The organism is Sphingomonas sp. PWP1-2, from assembly GCF_049898305.1.
GTDB classification, from domain to species: Bacteria; Pseudomonadota; Alphaproteobacteria; order Sphingomonadales; family Sphingomonadaceae; genus Sphingomonas; species Sphingomonas glacialis.
Genome location: NZ_JAFCXM010000001.1, coordinates 533,506 through 553,278, shown reverse-complemented (window position 1 = coordinate 553,278; position 19,773 = coordinate 533,506). Strand labels below are relative to the sequence as shown.

The 19,773-nt window shown below is 65.4% G+C and carries 22 protein-coding genes; 10 read left to right on the top strand and 12 right to left on the bottom strand.

Annotation, left to right across the window (positions count from 1 at the left end; translation table 11 throughout):
- Nucleotides 1–6 precede the first annotated feature (6 nt).
- Genes ACP7C5_RS02705 through ACP7C5_RS02695 form a run of 3 tightly spaced genes read left to right on the top strand, consistent with a single transcriptional unit; the run spans nucleotide 7 to nucleotide 1,650 of the window.
- Complete coding sequence (locus ACP7C5_RS02705; protein WP_133189815.1) at nucleotides 7–489, top strand: UPF0262 family protein; 483 nt, start codon at nucleotides 7–9, stop codon at nucleotides 487–489.
- A 19-nt stretch (nucleotides 490–508) separates the two neighbouring features.
- On the top strand, nucleotides 509–1,198 hold the full coding sequence (locus ACP7C5_RS02700) for a GH25 family lysozyme (protein ID WP_426263095.1): 690 nt from the start codon (nucleotides 509–511) through the stop codon (nucleotides 1,196–1,198).
- A complete protein-coding gene (locus ACP7C5_RS02695) occupies nucleotides 1,195–1,650 on the top strand; it encodes a cytidine deaminase (protein ID WP_426263094.1) in 456 nt (151 codons plus the stop codon). Before ACP7C5_RS02700 ends, ACP7C5_RS02695 begins: the two co-directional genes overlap by 4 nt.
- Before the next feature lie 121 nt (nucleotides 1,651–1,771).
- On the opposite strand, the gene ACP7C5_RS02690 is transcribed toward ACP7C5_RS02695, so the two are convergent.
- Entirely contained in the window at nucleotides 1,772–2,443 is a 672-nt protein-coding gene (locus tag ACP7C5_RS02690; protein WP_426263093.1) for a hypothetical protein, read from the bottom strand.
- A gap of 118 nt (nucleotides 2,444–2,561) precedes the next feature.
- Between ACP7C5_RS02690 and dcd the strand changes: the two genes are divergently transcribed.
- Entirely contained in the window at nucleotides 2,562–3,116 is a 555-nt protein-coding gene (gene dcd / locus ACP7C5_RS02685; RefSeq protein ID WP_189675407.1) for a dCTP deaminase, read from the top strand.
- Between the two features lie 70 nt (nucleotides 3,117–3,186).
- On the opposite strand, the gene ACP7C5_RS02680 is transcribed toward dcd, so the two are convergent.
- The 7 genes from ACP7C5_RS02680 to ACP7C5_RS02650 form a co-directional block, all read right to left on the bottom strand.
- The gene (locus ACP7C5_RS02680) at nucleotides 3,187–5,004 is read right to left on the bottom strand and encodes a TadE/TadG family type IV pilus assembly protein (RefSeq protein ID WP_426263092.1); all 1,818 of its coding nucleotides are present in this window, start codon (nucleotides 5,002–5,004) and stop codon (nucleotides 3,187–3,189) included.
- 26 nt (nucleotides 5,005–5,030) lie between these two features.
- Complete coding sequence (locus ACP7C5_RS02675; protein WP_426263091.1) at nucleotides 5,031–5,726, bottom strand: TadE/TadG family type IV pilus assembly protein; 696 nt, start codon at nucleotides 5,724–5,726, stop codon at nucleotides 5,031–5,033.
- Nucleotides 5,699–6,367: a TadE/TadG family type IV pilus assembly protein gene (locus tag ACP7C5_RS02670; RefSeq protein WP_426263090.1), complete on the bottom strand. Its 669-nt coding sequence runs from the start codon at nucleotides 6,365–6,367 to the stop codon at nucleotides 5,699–5,701. The genes ACP7C5_RS02675 and ACP7C5_RS02670 overlap by 28 nt, the downstream gene beginning before the upstream one ends.
- 781 nt (nucleotides 6,368–7,148) lie before the next feature.
- On the bottom strand, nucleotides 7,149–7,577 hold the full coding sequence (locus ACP7C5_RS02665; protein ID WP_133189829.1) for an ExbD/TolR family protein: 429 nt from the start codon (nucleotides 7,575–7,577) through the stop codon (nucleotides 7,149–7,151).
- 54 nt (nucleotides 7,578–7,631) lie between these two features.
- Nucleotides 7,632–8,114: an ExbD/TolR family protein gene (locus tag ACP7C5_RS02660; protein ID WP_165954502.1), complete on the bottom strand. Its 483-nt coding sequence runs from the start codon at nucleotides 8,112–8,114 to the stop codon at nucleotides 7,632–7,634.
- Nucleotides 8,115–8,206: 92 nt separating this feature from the next.
- Entirely contained in the window at nucleotides 8,207–8,995 is a 789-nt protein-coding gene (locus tag ACP7C5_RS02655; protein ID WP_133189831.1) for a MotA/TolQ/ExbB proton channel family protein, read from the bottom strand.
- Nucleotides 8,996–9,064: 69 nt separating this feature from the next.
- Entirely contained in the window at nucleotides 9,065–9,733 is a 669-nt protein-coding gene (locus ACP7C5_RS02650; RefSeq protein ID WP_189675411.1) for an energy transducer TonB, read from the bottom strand.
- 221 nt (nucleotides 9,734–9,954) lie between these two features.
- Here ACP7C5_RS02650 and ACP7C5_RS02645 point away from each other — a divergent pair, with 221 nt between their 5' ends.
- Nucleotides 9,955–10,806 (top strand): hypothetical protein, encoded by an 852-nt coding sequence (locus ACP7C5_RS02645; protein ID WP_133189833.1) that lies wholly within the window; start codon nucleotides 9,955–9,957, stop codon nucleotides 10,804–10,806.
- Between the two features lie 33 nt (nucleotides 10,807–10,839).
- On the opposite strand, the gene ACP7C5_RS02640 is transcribed toward ACP7C5_RS02645, so the two are convergent.
- Together ACP7C5_RS02640 and ACP7C5_RS02635 are read right to left on the bottom strand one after the other, a co-directional pair.
- Nucleotides 10,840–11,157: a Rossmann fold domain-containing protein gene (locus ACP7C5_RS02640; protein ID WP_426263089.1), complete on the bottom strand. Its 318-nt coding sequence runs from the start codon at nucleotides 11,155–11,157 to the stop codon at nucleotides 10,840–10,842.
- On the bottom strand, nucleotides 11,154–11,525 hold the full coding sequence (locus ACP7C5_RS02635) for a dihydroneopterin aldolase (protein WP_133189837.1): 372 nt from the start codon (nucleotides 11,523–11,525) through the stop codon (nucleotides 11,154–11,156). The genes ACP7C5_RS02640 and ACP7C5_RS02635 overlap by 4 nt, the downstream gene beginning before the upstream one ends.
- A 151-nt stretch (nucleotides 11,526–11,676) precedes the next feature.
- On the opposite strand from ACP7C5_RS02635, the gene ACP7C5_RS02630 reads away from it, so the two are divergent.
- From ACP7C5_RS02630 to ACP7C5_RS02615, 4 genes are read left to right on the top strand one after another with little or no spacing between them, the layout of a single operon-like run.
- Nucleotides 11,677–12,189, top strand: a complete 513-nt coding sequence (locus ACP7C5_RS02630; RefSeq protein WP_426263088.1) for a GNAT family N-acetyltransferase — start codon at nucleotides 11,677–11,679, stop codon at nucleotides 12,187–12,189.
- A 46-nt stretch (nucleotides 12,190–12,235) separates the two neighbouring features.
- Nucleotides 12,236–12,802 (top strand): DUF1285 domain-containing protein, encoded by a 567-nt coding sequence (locus tag ACP7C5_RS02625; protein WP_354286629.1) that lies wholly within the window; start codon nucleotides 12,236–12,238, stop codon nucleotides 12,800–12,802.
- Complete coding sequence (locus ACP7C5_RS02620; protein WP_426263087.1) at nucleotides 12,799–13,395, top strand: CoA pyrophosphatase; 597 nt, start codon at nucleotides 12,799–12,801, stop codon at nucleotides 13,393–13,395. The genes ACP7C5_RS02625 and ACP7C5_RS02620 overlap by 4 nt, the downstream gene beginning before the upstream one ends.
- On the top strand, nucleotides 13,383–14,606 hold the full coding sequence (locus tag ACP7C5_RS02615; protein ID WP_426263086.1) for a CCA tRNA nucleotidyltransferase: 1,224 nt from the start codon (nucleotides 13,383–13,385) through the stop codon (nucleotides 14,604–14,606). Before ACP7C5_RS02620 ends, ACP7C5_RS02615 begins: the two co-directional genes overlap by 13 nt.
- On the opposite strand, the gene ACP7C5_RS02610 is transcribed toward ACP7C5_RS02615, so the two are convergent.
- Nucleotides 14,576–16,246 (bottom strand): putative bifunctional diguanylate cyclase/phosphodiesterase, encoded by a 1,671-nt coding sequence (locus ACP7C5_RS02610; protein WP_133192052.1) that lies wholly within the window; start codon nucleotides 16,244–16,246, stop codon nucleotides 14,576–14,578. The two genes, ACP7C5_RS02615 and ACP7C5_RS02610, sit on opposite strands and share 31 nt — an antisense overlap.
- A gap of 155 nt (nucleotides 16,247–16,401) precedes the next feature.
- Nucleotides 16,402–18,648 carry a DNA topoisomerase IV subunit A gene (gene parC, locus ACP7C5_RS02605; RefSeq protein WP_133189847.1) on the bottom strand — a complete coding sequence of 749 codons (2,247 nt, stop codon included), beginning with the start codon at nucleotides 18,646–18,648 and terminating at the stop codon, nucleotides 16,402–16,404.
- Between the two features lie 112 nt (nucleotides 18,649–18,760).
- Here parC and ACP7C5_RS02600 point away from each other — a divergent pair, with 112 nt between their 5' ends.
- Entirely contained in the window at nucleotides 18,761–19,633 is an 873-nt protein-coding gene (locus ACP7C5_RS02600) for an alpha/beta hydrolase family protein (RefSeq protein ID WP_426263085.1), read from the top strand.
- The last annotated feature ends 140 nt before the right edge of the window (nucleotides 19,634–19,773 follow it).

Below are 19,773 nucleotides of genomic sequence, written 5' to 3'. Positions count from 1 at the left end.
GTAATCATGGCCGATCCGCGCATCATTGCCGTGACCCTCGACGAACGCACGATCCTGTGGCGGTCGGCCGATATCGAGCAGGAACGCCGCATCGCGATCTTCGATCTGATCGAGGGCAACCATTTCGCGCCGCAAAGGGCGTATCCCGATGGCTATGCCGGCCCCTACCGGATCGCGCTCAGCGTCGAGGAAGGCCGGCTCGGCATCGCGATCCACCGCGCGGACGACAGCCATCTCGAGACCTATGTTCTCGGCATGGGGCGCTTCCGCCGCCCGATCAAAGACTATTTCGCGATCTGCGACAGCTATTACCAGGCGATCCGAAACGCGACACCGGCGCAGATCGAGACGGTGGACATGGCGCGGCGCGGCATCCACAACGAAGCGGCGGAGCTGCTCAAGGAGCGGCTGGAGGGCAAGATCGAGATCGACTTCGACACCGCCCGCCGGCTGTTCACGCTGATCTGCGTACTTCATATCAAGGGCTGACCGCCCGAACGGGACTATCGTGGTAAAATATCGCCTGTGGGGCATCCGGGTCGGGCTGTACGCCACGATCGCCGGCGTACTTGCCCTTGCTGCCATCATTCTCTGGGTGCTCGCGCTGAGCTGGCGGCCCACCGACCGCTTCGCGTTCCAGGGGCTCGACGTGTCTGCCGCCAATGGCGAGATCGACTGGTTTGCCGTCAAGCGCGGCGGCGCCGATTTCGCCTATGTCCGCGCAACCGCCGCCGATCAGCGCGACCCGCGCTTCGAGGCGAACTGGGCGGCGGTCGCCGAGACGGGAATGCGCCGCGGCGCGAGCCATGCCTATTCGCTGTGCCGCCTCGCCGCCGACCAGGCCAACGCCTTCAACACGATCGTCGCGCGCGACGATGGCGCGCTCCCCACCGCGCTCGAGCTCGATTTCAGCGACGATTGCACCGCGCGGCCGACCGCGCCGATCGTGCTCGACGAGCTTCGGCGCTTCATCACGATGGTCGAATCGCATACCGGCAAGCCGCTGCTGATCAAGGTCAGCAAGCGCTTCGACGCGGCCTACGGCGTGACGCTGGCGATTGCGCGCCCGGTGTGGGCGATGCAGGATTTCTTCCCGCCCGATTATCCGGCAAGGCGCTGGCGGATGTGGCAGGCAAGCGACATGCGGCGCATCGACGGAGTCGATGGGCCGGTCCATTGGGATGTAGTGGCACCATGACGATGCAAGAGACCTTGATCACCGCAGCGCGCGCCGCCGCGTTGAACGCACACGCCCCCTATTCGCGCTTCGCGGTCGGCGCGGCGGTGCTGCTCTCCGATGGGCGGATCGTGACCGGCGCGAATTTCGAGAATGCGAGCTATGGCCTGTCGCTCTGCGCCGAAACGGTCGCGCTCGCGACGGTCAACAGCGCGGGCGATTTCCGCGACGTGGTCGAGATCGGCGTGATCGGCGGCGCGATGGATGCCGAGGGGCGTCCGACGGGAACCGCGCCGGTCGGCCCGTGCGGCCGCTGCCGCCAGGTGATCAACGAAGCCGCGCAGATCGGCGGGCGCGATGTCGTCGTGTGGTGCGGCGCGGCCGAGGGCGACGCGGTCGAGCGCTATCTGCTGAGCGAATTGCTGCCGCATGCTTTCGGACCGGCGGATCTGGGGTTGGGGCCGAAAGCGTAATCGCGAGGTTGCCGCTCCCCGGCGAAGGCCGGGGCCCAGTCGCGAGCGTTCGGTAGTCGAACGCGACGCCACCCCTGCAACGCCCGCATCTGGGCCCCGGCCTTCGCCGGGGAGCGTCGCGTCAGTCCACCTTCGATGCCCGAGCGAACAGCGCATCGACCGACCCGCCGTTCGCGCGCAACGCTGCCTCCACCCGCTTGCGCCCGTCATAATAGCGCAGCGCCGGAACGCTGCGATGCTCCGCCTTGAGCAACGCCGCATCTCGGTCCGACAGGCTCCCCCCGCCCGCCACCAGATCGCAATATCCCTCGCGCAGCCACGCTGGATAGACGACATCGGCGGCGACGCCGTAGCGCGCGCGGATCAGCCCGTGGGTGCGCTCGTGCGCGATCACGCCCGACAGGCTGCGCTGTCCCGCGATCGCCCCGCCGTTGAAAACCACGTCGCGCGCGGCATCGCTGCGGTTGACGACGATCGTCTCGCCAAACCCGCGCGAGAGCGCGAACGCACCCGACGTCTGCAAGGCGAGCGCCCGCCAGCGCCAGCCGCCATCGGTCAGGAAGATGCGCCGACCATAGCCCGACCCGAAGATCGCGCTCTTGCGCAGCAGCGCGTCGGATTGCGCCAGAAGCTGCGGCATCGTCGCCGGCAGCGCCCGTTCGGAATAGACGACGGTATCGCCGATGATCTGGCGATGCGGGAAGGCCAGCACCTCGGGCGCGAGCACCACGGTGCCCAGCCCGACCCCGGCCAGCACAAGCCCGCGATTGAAAAGCCTATGCCATCGACGCATCGATCTATCTCCCCGTATGTGTATTATTATGCCAGCACACCATAGTCCACGCAATAGCGCCTTGCCCGTCCCCGCATTTCCGGCGACAGGCTGGCGGCAACCAACAGGGAGCCTTTACATGTCGATCATGTCCGACCGCTGGATTCGCGAGCAGGCGCTGACCACCGGGATGATCGAGCCGTTCGTCGACGGCCAGAAGCGCGACGGCTGCATCAGCTACGGCCTGTCGTCCTACGGCTATGACGCGCGCGTGTCGGACGAGTTCAAGGTCTTCACCAACATCGACAGCGTGATCGTCGACCCCAAGGACTTCGCCGCCAACAGCTTCGTCGACCGCAAGACCGATTGCTGCATCATCCCGCCCAACAGCTTCGCGCTGGCGCGCACGGTCGAGTATTTCCGCGTTCCGCGCGACGTGCTGGTGATCTGCCTCGGCAAGTCGACCTATGCGCGCTGCGGGATCATCGTCAATGTCACCCCGCTCGAGCCCGGCTGGGAGGGGCATGTCACGCTCGAATTCTCGAACACCACCCCCCTGCCCGCCAAGATCTACGCCAATGAAGGCGCGTGTCAGTTCCTCTTCCTCGAAGGCAACGAGCCGTGTGAGACGAGCTATGCCGACCGCGCGGGCAAATATATGGGACAGCGCGGGGTCACGCTGCCGCGGTTGTAAGCGCGCCGCCGCGGACGCGTGCCGCACGACGCGGGCGCGCGCGTCGGCAACGGTCGATCGGATTGCACGATCACTGGACCAGGCGCGAAGTCTGGAGCGCAGTGGAGAACAGCTGCTGGAGTGCTGTGATGATGCTGTCGTTGGCGGTCACCGTCTGCACAAGCGCGGCCCCGTTGGTCCCGGGGGAGGCGCACTGCTGCAACGCGGTCAACACCTTGTCCGAGGTTCCCGCACTGCTGCCCGAATACGGCGCGGGAGGGGGTGGCAGGAATGGCGCGACATTGGTTTGCGACCAAGCATCGTTGGCCAGCGCCTCGGGCAGATACTGGGTGTAGAGGATTGCGATCTTGATCCCCTTTGCCTTGATCGCCGTGCAGATCGTCTGATCACTGCTCCGCAGCGGCCCGAAATAGCGGCTGGGCTGGTCCACCATGCCATCTGTCACGAGGAACAGGATTTTCTGTGGAGTGACCCCGGGCGCGCCTGAACCAGCCGTCGGGATGAGGCCGTTCATCGTCGTCAGCATATTGGATATTTCGGTGGCTTGATCGTTGGTGTTCGTCGTGCTGGTCGGTTGGCTGTTCTGCCACCATAAATCATCGTTCGGAAACAACGAGGCTGCCGAGAAATTGCTGCCATACGATGCGACATTGGTGAGCGTATTCAGCGTTTTGACGGGGGAGGTGTTCCCCGACCGCGTCCAGTCGAACGAGAACATCTGCGCTTGATAGGTGACTTTGAACTGCTGGGCCTGATTCGCAGCAAAGGGGATCAATTGGCTGGCCGCGGAGACCACGTCATCCTTGCGCAACGTGATGCTGGCGGGACTCCCATAGAGGAGCCCGTAATTGTGCGTCAGCCAATAGCCGTCCGCCCAATAGCCGGTGTCATAGGTAGACGACGAACTCGATGTGCTCCCGGTCGTGCTGGTCGTGGTTGAAGTGCCGAATGGCGGCGTGATTTTGACGACCGTCGTCGGGGTGGAAGCTGTCGTCTTGGTGATCGTCACCGGCCCGCTGTTACTATCGGTGATGGAGTAGGTAACCACGGTTGCGGTCGTCACAGTGGTCGTCGTTGTCGTTGGGTTTAACCACGTCCCACCCGTTGTGCTTGTGCCAGAAACCGATGACGATGACGCAGGATTTAGCGGTTTTTGCGAACTATCGAAGAGAAGCTTGGTCGTTGGATTATAGAGATAGTAGACGTTCTGGTTGGATGCGCCGGCGGTATAATAGATAGACGACAATAATACCTGCAGCCCCGCGCTGTTCGTGACATTGATCGAATCATTGTGCGGCAACGATTCATGGCAGGAAAAGGCGCAGCCGGTAACTTTCTGGATCTTGCTGATCCCGTCCGACGTCGCGGGCAGAAGCATCGATGGGGAATTGTCCATCGCCAGGTAGAAATCGACATTGGGCGGCTGCGCTGCATTGGCCGTCGCGGTGCCACGCACCGTCAGCGTCGTCGCGCCGAGAATGCCGCCAAAGATGTTGATCGATTGTGCGGTGTAGGCGACGGTTGCCGTGCGGAGCGCCGCCAGTGTCTGGCCGCTGCCCGAGGCGCTGGCCGTTATGGTGACGGTCCGTTGTATCCCCTGATAGCCGCCGATCGCCAAGGCTTGGGCGTCGAACATGGCATAGGCTGCATCCGACGGATCAGTACCCGTCCGCAGGATCATCGCGGGCGAAACCGCCGCCAGCGCCGCGGCATCGGCCGCGGAGTTCAAATGCGTCTGGAGCCGCATGGCGCGCGCATAGTCGATACCGAAACCCGTCGCGAAGGTCAGCGGAATGATGGCAAACCCCATGATCATGAGAACGCCACCCCTTCGGTCGGCGTTCAGCCGACGAAGGAGCCTCACCACGGCGACCCAGGGCTGAAACATGCGAGCGCTCTTCATCATCCGTACACCTAGTAAAGACGAGGGGACATGTAGATAGTGTCGGTCAGCATCATCGTCGGCAAGGACAAGACGCTCACGCCTGGCGTATAGCGGTAGTTGACGGTCCCGACGAACAGCCAGCCACCCGCGGTACCGACTTGGGTCTTGGTGCTGGTGCCCGGCGCGAAGTTCGTGCACACGTTCGAGCCGTCCGGCGAAACGGGAACCATCGGGGCCGTGACCATCGAACTCGGGATCGAGATCACATTCACGGCAGACTGTGTCTGGTTCGCGGGGAGTGTCCCGGCGGTGTGCGTCGACGTCACCGCCGACACGGCACTGCCATCGACGGTCTGCGTTTGAGCCTGGGTCCAAACGACATAGGCGTGCGTCGCGTCGCAGATTCGCAGGAGCGAGATTTGCTCGGTTGCATTGTTGAGCGCGTACGGCGCCAGGGCAACCGCGCTCGCGCTGAGGTACGACGTCGCGCTCGCGTCTTGCGGCTTGTTGTAGATGATCGCTGGCGACATGGTTCGGCTGACCAGGTCGACCAGCGAACGCGTCGCCGTGGTAACCTTGCGCGTCGACGAGATCATATCCATCGTGGCGTACCCGCCAAGATACATCACGATGAGCACGGGCAGGCACATTGCAAACTCGACGAGGGCGACCCCGCGCGTGCTATCGACCAGGCGCCTCAGCACGAGGTCTGCCCCGAATTGCATGAATAAGCCTCGGTCGTTGATACAGACGTCGCCACGAGCATGCGATTGCCGTTGGGCTGGTTCGTAAGGTTCAAACCCAAGGGGCCGACGCCCGTCGGCCACAGATAGATGAGTTGCAGGACAACGATCTGGCTTTGCCCGTTGCCGTTGGACTGGGGGTTATAGCCGGTATTCGTCGACGTTATGACACCTTGGCTGTTGTAGGTGAACGTCGGAGCCGTCGTGCTCGCGACATTGTACGTGTTCGCGGTGCTGACGTTGACCGTGAGCCGACTGCACGACAGCATCGGTGGCAGCAACGGCGCAATGGTGACGGCAGCGCCGCTCGCGTTGGTGCCCGTGGTCCCGTTGCAGATCGCATTCTTCAAGTCGCTCGCGGACATTCCGACGGTGCCGTTGGCCAGCCGGATCGTTTGCGCGGATCCTGTCAGCAACAAGCGCGCCGACGCCAGCGCCGCCGTCTCCAGCATCTGCTGCGCCAGGAAGATTAATGCAGTATAGAGGATCGCGAGCACAAGGCCGATGAAAGCCGGCCCGACAATCGCGAATTCGACCGCGGCAGTCCCATCGCACCGTTTCGCAATAGTCGCGACGCGCGAGAGACCGCATGATGCCCGGTTAATTGCGCGCAAAAGCTTCACCGACGGTCCCCTTGCGGTATCGATAAGTCTCTTCTGCTTCAGATTTCGTTAATGCTCCTGGAAAAACAGTATTAAATGGGACGGATCAGCCAATCCTCATGAGGTTCCGTCTGATCGGATCGACCTCAAACACAAATCAAGTTTCATTTTTGCGATGCCGGCGCCAGCAAGCTGCTTCGGCGCAAGCATAGCCGGGCGGCTCCGCACTTCGCTCGAAATAGCGTGGTGCAAGCGGCTATTGCCCAACATCCACGAACGGGCGCTTTTGGGAGGGTGTAAAGCGTACGCCACGGACGGGCGGTCGAACGCGAAATTGGCGCAATCCTACATCGATCGGGTCGCGATATTTTCGGGCTGGTCTTTCCTATCGGCGACTCCGAAGGCCCCGCGGCGGAGCCAGCATCGGACGCGCAGCAGCGCGTCGCGCCGCTGGTGACACCTCTGGATCAGGCAAGATTTGGCGACGATCGACGTTATAAAACAGGCGTCTGGGGGGGGCGATCGAGCCAAGCGCCCGGAGCGCGACAGGTGCGATTGGCCGGCTTTTCGCGCCGCTGGCCAGCACTCCTGCGGCTTGCCGCCACGGCTTGTGGCGATGGCGACTTGGGGGGGGCGGTCACCGCCGAGCGCGGACCGCCCGATCGCCCGCGGATATCCGCCCGGTCGTTGCAGCGGGAATGCGGAGACCCGGCGGTACGCCCCCGCCTGTCGCGGCGTCACCGCCAAAAAAAAGGCGGCCCCGAAGGACCGCCCTGATTGTGCGTCGATGGTCGCGAACGCCTTAGAAGTCGTTGCGATACTGCTCGTTGCCGATGAAGCCGAGCTTCGAGACGTTCGACCGCTTGATGATCGCGAGGATCTGGTCGACCTTCTCGTACTTTGCCGCCGGGTCGGGCTGGAAGTGCAGCTCGGGCTCGGGGTTCAGCTGCGTCGTCTGCGTCAGATACTGCTGCAGCGTTGCCGGGTCGGTCGCCGCGCCGTTCCACAGCACGACGCCGTCGGGCTGGATCACGATCTTGTTCTTTTGCGGGTCGATCAAGGGCTTGGTCTGGTTCGGGTCATTGATCGGAAGATCGACCTTCACCGCGTGCGTCTGGATCGGGATGGTGATGATGAACATGATGAGGAGCACGAGCATGACGTCGATCAACGGCGTCGTGTTCATGTCCATCATCGGCTGGTCGTCAGCACGCCCTGCGCTAATTGCCATGTCAGTTACTCCCTGCGGCGAGGCCGCAAATCAAATGCGCTGCTGCAGCAGCGATCACGAAGACGGACCGCCCGTGGGAGGGGGTTCCGAAATGAAGCCAACCTTGGCGAAGCCTGCCGACTGCATCGTGTAGATTGCACCGCCAATGCAGCGATACGGAGTCTCGACGTCGCCGCGGATATGCGCCTCGGGAAGGTCGTCGGTCGTCAAATTCGCGGCGCCGCCGGCCTTGTCGACGATTTCCTTGAGCTTGTCGGTCGCACGCTTGAGCAGTTCCTCATGCGTCACCGGCGTCTGGCCCCAGAACACCGCGCAGCTGCCGTCTGGCTTGCGCGTGATCGAGAGCGACACGTTCTCGGGCTTGGTCACGGTCGGATCGTAGCGCACGTCCGGGAGCTTCAGCTTGACGGTCTGCACGATCGCCGGGATCGTGATGAGGAAGATGATGAGCAACACCAGCATGACGTCGACGAGCGGCGTCGTATTGATGTCGGACATCGGGGCGTCATCGCCGCCGCCACCTGTACTAATCGCCATGAAAGGCCATCCTATTCGTATCGGTCAGGCCGCCCGACATACCGGGCGGCGAAGGAAGCGGGGCCGCCGAGCGGCGGCCCCGTTCGGTAGTCTTAGACGCGGGTCTGCACGCCGCCGGCCTGGCCAGCCGTCGTGGTCGTCACAGCGGGCTTCGCTGCAGCAACCGGAGCCTTCTTGCCCGGTGCATGCGGACGAACCGCACCGTTCGAAGCAAGGTAGCCGAGCACGTCGTTCGAGAAAGCCGAGAGATGCTCGGCGATCGCCTTGTTGCGACGCTGCAGCCAGTTGAAGGCGAGCACGGCCGGAACCGCGACGACCAGACCGAAGGCGGTCATGATCAGCGACTCACCGACCGGGCCTGCGACCTTGTCGATCGATGCCTGGCCAGCCTGGCCGATGCCGATCAGTGCGCGGTAAATACCGAGAACGGTACCGAACAGACCGACGAACGGTGCGGTTGCGCCGACCGTTGCGAGGAAGGCGAGACCGCCACCAAGCTGCGAGTTGATGATCGCTTCCGAACGCGCGAGCGAGCCGTGCAGCCAGTCATGCGCTTCGACCGGATCGGTCAGACGCGAATGCTGCTCCTGGGCTTCGATGCCGTCGTCGACGATCTGCTTGTAGGCCGAGTTCTTCTCGAGCTTGGCAGCGCCTTCGCGCAGCGAGTTCGACGCCCAGAAGGTCGCACGGACGCGACGGCCCTGGTTGATGATCTTCTGCTGCTCGAAGATCTTGGTGAACAAGATGTAGAGCGTGAAGAACAGGAAGATCGTGAGGATGCCAGCGGTCGTCCAGGTGACGGGGCCGCCCTGCTTCATCGCGTTCATGAAGCCGAAATTGTCTGCGGCGTTGGCACCGGCAGCGAGGATGATGGTGGACATTAGGGGGACTTCCTTCTCGACAAGATGACCGTGGGGCCCCTTCCCGGGCCCGCACGGCTAGGATTGGTTTTATTCTGGCAAGCGCCACACGACGTTGCGCGACGACGCGGAACGGATGGGGTTGCCGCTCTGGTCCATCGCCGGCGAATACCGCCCGCGACGCGTGATGTTCGAGCAGGCCGCGCGATCGAGCGACGAGTTGCCGCTGGATGCGACGACGACGCAGTTCTCAACACGACCAGCGGTATTGATTTCCCACTTGATCTTGCTGGTACCCTGCGCCTCTGCGCTCAGCGCGTCGGAAGGATAATCGTCGGTGGTCACCCACTGCGACGGATCGCCCTTGGGGCCCGCGGCCTTGCTGACCACGGGTGCGGGGGGTGCCGCGACCGGGACAGGAGCAGGCGCTGCGGCGCGAACCGTGATCGGCGCAGCCGGCGGCGGCGTGACGACCGTAGCGATCGGCGGCGGCGGCGACTGGACGCGCACGATCGGCGGCGGCGACACGACCGGTGGGGTCTGCAGCTGCGGCTGTTCGGGCGGCGGGGGGGGCGGCTTGTCTGGTGGAGGGGGCGGCGGTTCGACGACGTCGAAGGTGTTAAGCTTCTCGGTCACCTTTTTGATGTACTTGAAGGTCAGCCCGTTCACGAAACCCCACGCGAACAGCGCGACAATGACCGAAACGATCACGATCGACACCACTTTGCTGCCACTCGTATTGCGATCAGCGTATGCCATTCAGAAACGAAACTCCTCTATTCCGGCACGACGGTCCAAGCCGATCCGTAACGTCCGCTCGTTATCCGGCCTGTCATGGGCTAGTGTATCCTGGACAGACCACAACCTCTATCGTGCCAAAAACCACGACGCAAACGCTTTGTCTCACGCAACAAACGTACAACCTCACCGTGGCAGAATTATTTCTGTTTAAAAATGTCGTGACCAGCTAATCCAGCAGCATGCCGATACCGCTTAAATTCGCTCTCGCAGCCGCCCTGCTCGGCTTGCCCGCAACCCTCGCCGCGGGGCAGCAAACCCGTGCAAATCCGACAGATGTCGCGATTCCGGCGTTATATTATGCCGACTATGCCGACCTCGTCGTCGCGGCGCCGGTGATCGTCGATGCGACGATCCGCAGCCAGCTTCGGCTCAAGCCTGCCGATGCACCGGACCTCCCACCGAATATCGTGCGACTGTACGTCGAGGCCGACGTCACCGCGCTGATTCGCGGCACCACCGCCGTTCCGCCGCGGCTCGGCTACACGCTCGACGTCCCGCTCGATGCCCATGGGCGAGTCCCGCGCTATCGCAAGGCGCGGGTGCTGTTGTTCGCGCGCAGTGTCGCAAGCAACGCTGGCCAGGTCCAGCTCGTCCGGCCCGACGGGCAGCGCAGCTGGACCCCGACGGGCGACGGGCTCACCCGCCGAATCGTCCGCGAAGTGCTCGCCCCCGACGCGCCGCCAACGGTGACCGGCATCGGCAATGCCGTCCATACGCGCGGCGATCTGCCCGGCTCGGGCCAGACGCAGATCTTCCTTACGACCAGCGACAGCCGTCCGATCTCGTTCGATATCGAGCGCAAACCCGATCAGCCGCCGCATTGGGTGATCGCGCTCAGCGAAGTGGTCGACCAATCTGCCCCACCACCGGCGCGCGATACGCTCTTGTGGTACCGCCTCGCCTGCACCCTGCCCGCCACGCTGCCCGACACCTCGGTCCCGCAAAGCGGCGACGATGCGACGATCGCGCGCGAAGATTATGCGCTGGTCGTGCGCGAGCTCGGCGCGTGCGAGCGCGGGGGGCGACGCTAGAAACACCCCCGGGCGCAAGGCCGAAGCGACACCTTAGCGAACCTCGAGCACCTGCCCCGTCGTCGAATGTGCGCTGACGAGATAGTCGGCCGCAGCGACCACGGCGTCGCAGTTCGCATCCGCCGCCACATCGAGCGCGGCAAGGCGCGTGTGCGGCGCAAGTTCGACCGCGAGCGGTGTGACCGCCGCCAGCAGCATGGCGCGATCGAGCGCTGCAACGCTCGCGTCGATCACCAGCAAGATCATCCCGGATTCGCGCGGCACCGTACGCACGGCGGCGACCGCGTCGCGATCATCGCCGAAAACCAGTGCCGCGCGCGTGCCCACCGCCGCCGCAAGCGCCGCCCTCACCGCCGGTTCCGCACCAGGGTAATGCCGATCGACTCGCCCGCCTCGGCGATGGCGAGCTTGACGATCGACACCTCGACGCGCGTGACCCGGCTGTCCTGCAGGAACAGCGTCTCGCAAATATGGTCTGCCACCGCCTCGACCAGCTTGAAATGTACGCCCGTCGGCAGCGCGGTCGTCGCCGCGTGCTTGAGGTCGAGATAGTTCTTCGAGGCGGCCAGCGGCGTCTCGGGATCGAAGCGATCGGGCACCGCCAGATCGACCGTCAGCGAGATCCGCAGCGGCTGCGGCAAATGCGTCTCCTCCGAATAGATGCCGGTCAGCACCATCACTTCGAGGTCGTGCACGTTGAGCGTCAAACGGTCGGTCAAATCGATCCCAATCCTGGTCGTATCGCCGCGCCCCATAGCAGAAGTCGCCGTGTGAGGAACCTTTGCCCTACGATGACGCTTGCGTTGGGGCAGATCGGGGGTAAAGCGCGCGGCCCGCGTGCTGCCATGCGGCCATGAAGGATCAACGCCCGTGATCGAGGTCTTGCCGATTGCCGCTGTCGCGCCCGACGCCGTCGAGGCGTTGCTCGACCGTGCCTTCGGGACCGACCGCCACGGCCGAACGGCATACCGAATCCGCGAAGGCATGGCCGCGATCCCCGCGCTGAGCCTCGCCGCGGTCGAGGACGGCGCGTTGATCGGCACGATCCAGTGCTGGCCGATTCGCTTCGCCGGTGACGACGGCGGCGACGTCGCGATGGTGCAAGTCGGCCCCGTCGCGGTCGCGCCCGACCGCCAGCAAGGCGGCATCGGCCGCATGCTGACCGCGCGCGCGCTGGCCGCAGCCGAAGCCGCGGGGCTCGACGATGCGCTGACGCTGATCGGCGACCCCGAATATTACAGCCGCTTCTTCGGCTTCGACGCAACGCGCACAGCCGCGTGGCGCGTGCCCAGCCCGGTCGAGCGGCATCGCCTGCTCGCCCGCGGCGCGAACGTTCCGACCGGCGCCGGCCTGCTCGGACCGCGCGTGGCAGCCTTGGTCTGACGCGACGCGGCTTTACGAGGCGGCGCGCCTGTCCTACCGCGCCCCCATGCCCATGGAGCCGATCCCCGACCTTTCCGCTTTGTCGCTCGCCGACATTGCCCGCCTTGCCGAAGAGCAGAAGCTGCCCCCGGTCGAGCGCTGGAACCCGACGCATTGCGGCGACAGCGAAATGCGCATCGCGCGCGACGGGACGTGGTTCCACCAGGGATCCCCGATCGGACGCCAGGCGATGGTGCGGCTCTTCTCGACGATCCTGCGGCGCGAGGCCGATGGCGGCTATGTGCTCGTCACCCCGGTCGAGAAGCTCGACATTGACGTCGAGGACGCGCCGTTCGTCGCGGTCGAGCTGAAAGCATCGGGCGAAGGGCGTGCCGCGATGCTGACCTTCCGGCTCAACACCGGCGATCTCGTCACCGCCGATGCCGATCATCCGCTGCGCTTCGAACCGCGCGACGACGGCCCCCGCCCCTATCTGCGCGTGCGCGGCGAGCTCGACGCGGTCGTGGCGCGGACGGTCTATTACGAACTCGCGCAGCGCGCGATCGATGGCGGCGAAACCCCGCCCGGCGTGTGGAGCGGCGGCGCGTTCTTCGCGCTGGAGCCCGCGGCATGACGCTCGTCGAACGGCTTCGCCAGGCGATGGTGATCGGCCACGCCGACACCGTGCTGCTCACCGGCGACCATGTCGATGTCGAGTCGATCGCGAGCCCGCTCGCCCAGGCCGCGGTGCTGATCCCGGTGACCGATCGTGCCGAACCCGGCGTGATCCTGACGCTTCGCACCGACACGCTGTCGCGCCATGCCGGACAAGTCGCCTTCCCTGGCGGCCGCGTCGATTCGGGCGATGCCGATGCGATCGCCGCCGCCTTGCGCGAAGCCGAGGAAGAGATCGCGCTGCCGCGTGACCGTGTGACGATCGTCGGCGAGGCCGACCGCTATCGTACCGTCACCGGGTTCGAGGTGACGCCGGTGATCGGCGTCGTACCGCCCGATCTGGTGTTCACCCCGGCGATCGCCGAAGTGGCCGAAGTGTTTGAAGTCCCGCTCGGCTTCCTGCTCGATTCGGGCAACCACATCGAAGCGAGCGTCGAGTGGCAGGGGCGCAACCGGCATTATTACGAGATCCATTGGGACGGCCACCGCATCTGGGGCGCGACTGCGGCGATGATCGTCAATCTGTCGCGACGACTGCGATGGAACGGCTGATCCTTCCCGCCGCCGCGTGGCGGACGCGGGCGGGATTGCCCGAACTGTGCGACGTGCTCGGTGCTGCGCGCGGTGAGACGCGCTATGTCGGTGGAGCGGTGCGCGACACGCTGCTCGGAATCGACGTCGCCGATGTCGATCTGGCGACGCGCCATACCCCCGAAGACGTGATCGACTTGCTCGCTCGGGCGCGGATCAAGGCGGTTCCGACGGGGCTAGCACATGGCACGATCACCGCTGTCCTCGCCGATGGCGCGCCGATCGAAGTGACGACGCTGCGCCGCGACACCGCGACCGACGGCCGCCATGCGACGGTCGCCTTCACCGACGATTGGCGCGAGGATGCGGCGCGGCGCGATTTCACGATCAACGCGCTCTATGCCGATCCGGCGAGCAGCGAGATCTTCGACTATTTCGGCGGGCTCGACGATCTCGCGGCGCGGCGCGTGCGCTTCATCGGCGATCCGTTGCAGCGCATCGCCGAGGATCATTTGCGCATCCTGCGCTTCTTCCGCTTCCATGCGCGCTTTGGTGACGCACCCGATGCGGCGGGGCTCGACGCCTGCACGCAGCGCGCCAACGATCTGATGGCGCTGTCGCGCGAACGGATCTCGGCGGAATTCCTCAAGCTGCTCGTCGCGCCCAACGCCGTCGCGACGCTTGCGCTGATGATCGCGCGCGGCATCCTGCTGCCGGTGCTGCCCGAGATCGACGATTCTGGGGTAAGTCGCCTCGCCCGTGTCGCTGCGGCCGAAGTGCAAGCCGGACTCGCGCCCGATCCGCTCCGCCGCCTCGCGGCAGTGCTGCCACGCGACCCCGTGCTCGGCGAAAACGTCGGTGCACGCCTCAAACTGTCGAACGCGCAGCGCAAGCGGATCGTCTCGGCGCTGACCGATCCGACCGACTCGCCGCATCCGCTCGCCTATCGCCTGGGGCGCGACGGCGCGCTCGACCGCTGGCTGCTGACCGTCGAGGATGCGGCGGATGCGGTGCGCGGCGCACGCGAGATCGTCGCCTGGGATATCCCGCGCTTCCCGCTGACCGGGGGGGCGCTCGTCCAGCGCGGCGTCAACAAGGGGCCCGACGTCGCGCGCTTGCTCAAGCAGATCGAGGATCGGTGGGTGGCAGAAACCTTCCCCGACGCAGCGCGCGCGAACGCGATCGCCGACGAAGCCGTCGCTCAGTGGCGGTCCTCGACCAGCATCGCATAAGCCGCCTCGGCCTCGAGCGGCCGCGCGTAGAGGTAGCCCTGGCCGTAAGTGCAGCCCAGCGCCGCCAGCGTCTGCGCGAGTTCGTTGGTCTCGATCCCCTCGGCCGTCGTCTTCATGCCGAGCGCTTGCGCCAGCGACAGGACCGCGCGGACGATCGCGATCTTGTCGCGATCGGCGAGCATCCCGCTGACGAAGCTGCGATCGATCTTGAGAATGTCGATCGGCAGCTTCTGGAGATAGGCGAGGTTCGAATAGCCCGTCCCGAAATCGTCCATCGCGATCGTCGTACCGAGTCGCTTCAAGGCATGCATGATCCCGGCGATTCGGTCGGGATCGGTGACCAACGCACTTTCGGTCAGTTCGAGCGTGAAGCGCGAGCCCTCGAGTCCGTAAGCCGAGAGCGCAGCCTCGACGACGGGGGCGATGGTATCGCGCTGCAGCTGGATCGCCGAGAGATTGACCGCGAGTCGTACGCCGCAATGGCCGCCACAGCGGGCATCCCACTGCGCGAGCGTCGCGGCGGCTTCCTGGATCGCCCAGCGCCCGAGCGGCACGATCAACCCCGATTCCTCGGCGACCGGGATGAAATCGTTGGGCGAATATTCCACGCCGTTCTCGTCGCGCCAACGCGCGAGCGATTCGAACGCGACGAGCTGCCCAGTCGAAAGGTCGCGAATCGGCTGATAGGTCAGCCGCATCTGGCCGCGCTCGATCGCGCGGCGCAGCGCGGTTTCCATGCCGAACTGTTCGCGCGCGATGTCGAACGCCTGCGTCTGATAGGCTTCGGTCTTGCCCGTCGCCTTCGACCGCTTGACCGCGAATTGCGCGTGGCGGATCAATTCCTCGCCATCTTCGATCGCCGCCGCGCCGAACGAAATGCCGATCGAGCAGGCGACGCGAATCTCGAAGTCGGAGAGGCGGAACGGCGTCGACAGCGCGCCCTGGATTCGCCGCGCGACGCGCTCGGCATCGCCGACCCCGTCCTCGAGCGTGAGCAGGATGCCGAATTCGTCGCCGCCGGTGCGTGCGAGCACGTCCTGTGCGCGCAAGGCGCCCTTGAGCCGACGCGCGACGGTGATGAGCAGTTCGTCGCCCGCCATCGATCCGAGACAGGCATTGACTCGACTGAAGCGATCGAGATCGATCACCAACACGGCGTAATTCGCACGCTCGGTCGGTTCTTCTAGCAACATTTCGAGCCGATCGCTGAACCCGGCACGGTTGGGCAGCCCGGTCAGACTGTCGGTGAGCATCTCGCGCCGCAGATTGTGTTCGGTGCGCAATTCGGCGGTCTGGTCGACCAACGCGAGCATGCAGCGCTGCAGTGGGTTGCGTTCGAGCCGTGCGAGCGTTGCCTGGTAATAATGGCAATCGACCTTGTCGCCGAACTCGACCGAGAATTCGGTGCGCAGCGTGTCGCCCTCGATGAACGCAACGATCTGCGGCTCGATCTGCGCGATCAGCGAACGCCGCCGGTCGTTCATGCCGAGGCCGGCAATTTCATACGCGCGGTTGGCGATCTGAACCGTCACCCCCGAGTCGCCGAGCGCGACCATTGCCGCGGGGATCGGCAAAAGGTCGATCATCCGAGCCGCCATCGCCACCGATGTCGGGTAAGCCTCCAGCGCCGCCGAGGGCATCGGAGGGGTCGCATGCGTCAGCACGGGATTGGACTTCGGCGCCATAGTCCTGGCGATAGGGTCGATTCGTTAACATCCCTCTTAGTCGAAACGATTTTCCCCGATTTCCGCCAGAAATCCGATGCTTTGCAAACAGATGGGCGCGGTTGTTCGCGCTAGAATCGATTGTCGCGCGGGAAGCCGTTGGGCGGCATCCGCCCCGCCGCGCCCCGCGCTGCGCGCCACGGCGCGAGGTCGGTTTCGGTGCGCGTCCGGCCGGTATCGCCCCCCATCGGCCAGCTCAGTCCGTCGGCAAAGACGAAGGTGATCGCATCCGACAAGCCGCCATCGCGGAAGCGCATCAGCTGCACCCCCTGCCCGCGCGACAGCTCGGCAAGCTCGCTCAGCGGGAAGACGAGCAAGCGGCGATTGTCACCGATCGCCGCGACATAATCGTGCGCCGGATCGACTGGGCGGACGAGCTTGAGCTTGGCGCCGAGTCGCGGCGTGACGACGGTCTTGCCCTTGCGCGTCTCGGCGATGATGTCGGCGGTGCGCACGAGGAAGCCGCGCCCGTCGGTCGCCGCGACGAGCAGCTTTTCGGCAAGGCTCGCGCGGAAGATCTCGACGATGTCGACATCGCCATCGAGGTCGATCATCAACCGCACCGGCTCACCGAAACCGCGCCCGCCCGGCAGCCGATCGGCCGCGAGCGTGTAGAAACGGCCGTTCTCGGCGGCGATCATGATCTTGTCGGTGGTCTGCGCGGTGAAATCGAACGCCGCGGCGTCGCCGTCCTTGAACTTCACGGCGGCGACCCCGGCGGCATCGAGATGCCCCTTCATCGCGCGAATCCAGCCGCGCTGCGACAGGATCACGGTGATCGGCTCGCGCTCGATCATCGCTTCCAACGGGATGTCGCGCGCGGGGGCGGCCTCGGCGACGGTGGTGCGACGGCGGCCGAGCTTGGTTTCGGGGCCATAGCGCTCGCGCAGCTTGCCGAAATCCTTCTTGAGCCGCGTGCGCTGCCGCGCTTCGCTGCCGAGCAGCGCCTCGAGCCCCGAGCGCTCGTTCTCGAGCCCGTCGCGCTCCTTGCGCAGCTCCATTTCCTCGAGCCGACGCAGCGATCGCAACCGCATGTTGAGGATCGCCTCGACCTGGCGGTCATTGAGCTCGAACTCGGCCATCATCACTGGCTTGGGTTCGTCCTCGGTGCGGATGATCTCGATCACGCGGTCGAGATTGAGATAGGCGATAATATAGCCGTCGAGCAGCTCGATCCGGTCGCGGATCTTGTCGAGCCGATGCGCGGTGCGGCGCTGGAGCACGATGAACTGGTGCGTGATCCACGCGAGCAGCGCCTGGCGCAAGCTCATCACGCGCGGCGTGCGGTCGGCGTCGAGCAGATTGAGGTTCATGCTGAAGCGGACCTCGAGGTCCGTCATCTTGAACAGGCTCTCCATCAGCATGTCGGGCTCGACCGAGCGGCTGCGCGGCTCGATCACGACGCGGATTTCCGAATCCGATTCGTCGCGGACGTCGGCGAGGATCGGCAGCTTCTTGTCGTTGATCAGCGCGGCGATCTGCTCGATCAATTTGCCCTTCTGCACGCCGTACGGGATCTCGGTGATGATCGCGTTCCAGCCGCCCCCCTTCTCCTTCTCGATGCTCCAGCGCGCGCGGAGGCGAAAGCCGCCGCGGCCGGTGGCATAGGCCTCGGCGATCGCCGCGGGCGAATCGACGACGAGCCCGCCGGTCGGGAAATCGGGCCCCTGGATATGCTGCAGCATCGCGGCATCGTCAGCCTCGGGCTGGTCGATCAGCATGATCGCCGCGTCGTACAGCTCGGCGACATTGTGCGGCGGGATGTTGGTCGCCATGCCGACCGCGATCCCCGCCGCGCCATTGGCGAGCAGGTTGGGGAAGGCGCCGGGGAAGAGCTCGGGCTCCTGCTCTTCGTTATTGTAGGTCGGCTTGTAGTTGACCGCGTCCTCGTCGAGGCCCGCCATCAGGTCCATCGCGACCTGCGTCAGCCGCGCCTCGGTATAGCGGAAGGCGGCCGCGCCATCGCCGTCGATATTGCCGAAATTGCCTTGGCCCTCGACCAACGGGTAGCGCACCGAGAAATCCTGCGCGAGGCGGACCATCGCGTCGTACACCGACGAATCGCCGTGCGGATGATATTTGCCGATCACCTCGCCGACGACGCGCGCCGATTTCTTGTACGGCGTGCTCGGGTCCATCCGCAGCTGGCGCATCGCCCATAGCAGGCGGCGGTGCACCGGCTTCATCCCGTCGCGCACATCGGGCAGCGAGCGCGCGGTGATCGTCGAAAGCGCATAGACGAGGTAGCGATCGCTCAGCGCGCTATCGAACGGCGCGTCGACGATGGCGTTGAAGGGATCGGTCACATCGGTTGGCATCCTCCGGCGATAGCAGCGCTATTCGCCGGTGGCGAGATGCCAGCGCGGCGTTTACAGGCGAGGCATGCTGCGTCTTCTCCCGCTCGCCCTGATCGCTGTATCGACAGCCTCCATGTCTCAGACCCCGCCCCCCGCTGCCGCCGCACCTGCGCCCGCCGCGCTGCTGACCTGGCCCGACCTGACCAAGCGTCCCCAGCCCGCCCCCGATGCGACGATCGATTATGGCCCCGACGCCTTGCAGAAGGTCGACGTCTGGCTGCCCGCCGGCGCTGGCAAGCATCCCGTCGTGGTGATGGTGCATGGCGGCTGCTGGACGACAAGCATCGCCGATCGCCGGCCGATGAACTGGATCGCCGACGATCTGCGGCGCGACGGCATCGCGGTGTGGAACGTCGAATATCGCGGCGTCGATAAGAGCGGCGGCGGCTATCCGGGGACCTTCCTCGATGCGGGCGCGGCGGCGGATGCGCTGCGAACGCATGCCGCGCAGTTCCATCTCGACACCAAGCGAATCGTCGTCGTCGGGCATTCGGCGGGCGGGCATCTTGCGTTGTGGCTCGCCGGTCGGTCGCGGATCGCGCCGACGAGTCCGCTCTATACGGCGCACCCGCTGAAGATCGCGCGTGTCGTCAGCCTCGGTGGATTGCCCGATCTCGAGGCGACTGCGGCGAGCCCCGACAATGGCTGCGGCGTCGAGGTGGTCGCTCAGCTCGTCGGCAAGCCCGGTGCGCGGGCGGATGTCTATGCCGACACCTCGGTCCCCCGGCTGCTGCCGCTCGGCGTGCCGCAGGATCTGGTCAACGGGCGCGAGGACAAGATCATCCCGGTGCGACTCGGAACGGACTATGTCGCGGCGGCGCAGGCCAAGGGCGACACGGCGACGCTGCATCTGGTCGAGCGGACGGGGCATGTCGAACTGATCGCGCCAGAGAGCGCGGCCTGGGCGCGAGCGAAGGCGCTGATTGAGGCGGGGCTGAAGAAGTGAGCGTGCTGTCCTCCCGGATTTCGACCGCCGCCCGCCGCATCACACCTCCCCTCCCTGGAAGAGCGTCGGGTGAACAGCGCCCCGCGCTGTTCAGGTCATGCCGGGGGCATGACCGACCCGACGCTGGGCTGGGGGTGGGT

What these genes read in the sequence shown, in the direction of transcription:
- dcd (WP_189675407.1), top strand. Translation starts at nt 2,562, where the DNA reads ATGTCGATCATGTCCGACCGCTGGATTCGCGAGCAGGCGCTGACCACC.
- ACP7C5_RS02680 (WP_426263092.1), bottom strand. Translation starts at nt 5,004, where the DNA reads ATGTTTCAGCCCTGGGTCGCCGTGGTGAGGCTCCTTCGTCGGCTGAAC.
- ACP7C5_RS02615 (WP_426263086.1), top strand. Translation starts at nt 13,383, where the DNA reads ATGGAACGGCTGATCCTTCCCGCCGCCGCGTGGCGGACGCGGGCGGGA.
- ACP7C5_RS02690 (WP_426263093.1), bottom strand. Translation starts at nt 2,443, where the DNA reads ATGCGTCGATGGCATAGGCTTTTCAATCGCGGGCTTGTGCTGGCCGGG.
- ACP7C5_RS02620 (WP_426263087.1), top strand. Translation starts at nt 12,799, where the DNA reads ATGACGCTCGTCGAACGGCTTCGCCAGGCGATGGTGATCGGCCACGCC.
- ACP7C5_RS02645 (WP_133189833.1), top strand. Translation starts at nt 9,955, where the DNA reads ATGCCGATACCGCTTAAATTCGCTCTCGCAGCCGCCCTGCTCGGCTTG.
- ACP7C5_RS02675 (WP_426263091.1), bottom strand. Translation starts at nt 5,726, where the DNA reads ATGCAATTCGGGGCAGACCTCGTGCTGAGGCGCCTGGTCGATAGCACG.
- ACP7C5_RS02625 (WP_354286629.1), top strand. Translation starts at nt 12,236, where the DNA reads ATGCCCATGGAGCCGATCCCCGACCTTTCCGCTTTGTCGCTCGCCGAC.
- ACP7C5_RS02650 (WP_189675411.1), bottom strand. Translation starts at nt 9,733, where the DNA reads ATGGCATACGCTGATCGCAATACGAGTGGCAGCAAAGTGGTGTCGATC.
- ACP7C5_RS02655 (WP_133189831.1), bottom strand. Translation starts at nt 8,995, where the DNA reads ATGTCCACCATCATCCTCGCTGCCGGTGCCAACGCCGCAGACAATTTC.
- ACP7C5_RS02600 (WP_426263085.1), top strand. Translation starts at nt 18,761, where the DNA reads ATGTCTCAGACCCCGCCCCCCGCTGCCGCCGCACCTGCGCCCGCCGCG.
- ACP7C5_RS02610 (WP_133192052.1), bottom strand. Translation starts at nt 16,246, where the DNA reads ATGCCCTCGGCGGCGCTGGAGGCTTACCCGACATCGGTGGCGATGGCG.
- ACP7C5_RS02705 (WP_133189815.1), top strand. Translation starts at nt 7, where the DNA reads ATGGCCGATCCGCGCATCATTGCCGTGACCCTCGACGAACGCACGATC.
- ACP7C5_RS02665 (WP_133189829.1), bottom strand. Translation starts at nt 7,577, where the DNA reads ATGGCAATTAGCGCAGGGCGTGCTGACGACCAGCCGATGATGGACATG.
- parC (WP_133189847.1), bottom strand. Translation starts at nt 18,648, where the DNA reads ATGCCAACCGATGTGACCGATCCCTTCAACGCCATCGTCGACGCGCCG.
- ACP7C5_RS02660 (WP_165954502.1), bottom strand. Translation starts at nt 8,114, where the DNA reads ATGGCGATTAGTACAGGTGGCGGCGGCGATGACGCCCCGATGTCCGAC.
- ACP7C5_RS02695 (WP_426263094.1), top strand. Translation starts at nt 1,195, where the DNA reads ATGACGATGCAAGAGACCTTGATCACCGCAGCGCGCGCCGCCGCGTTG.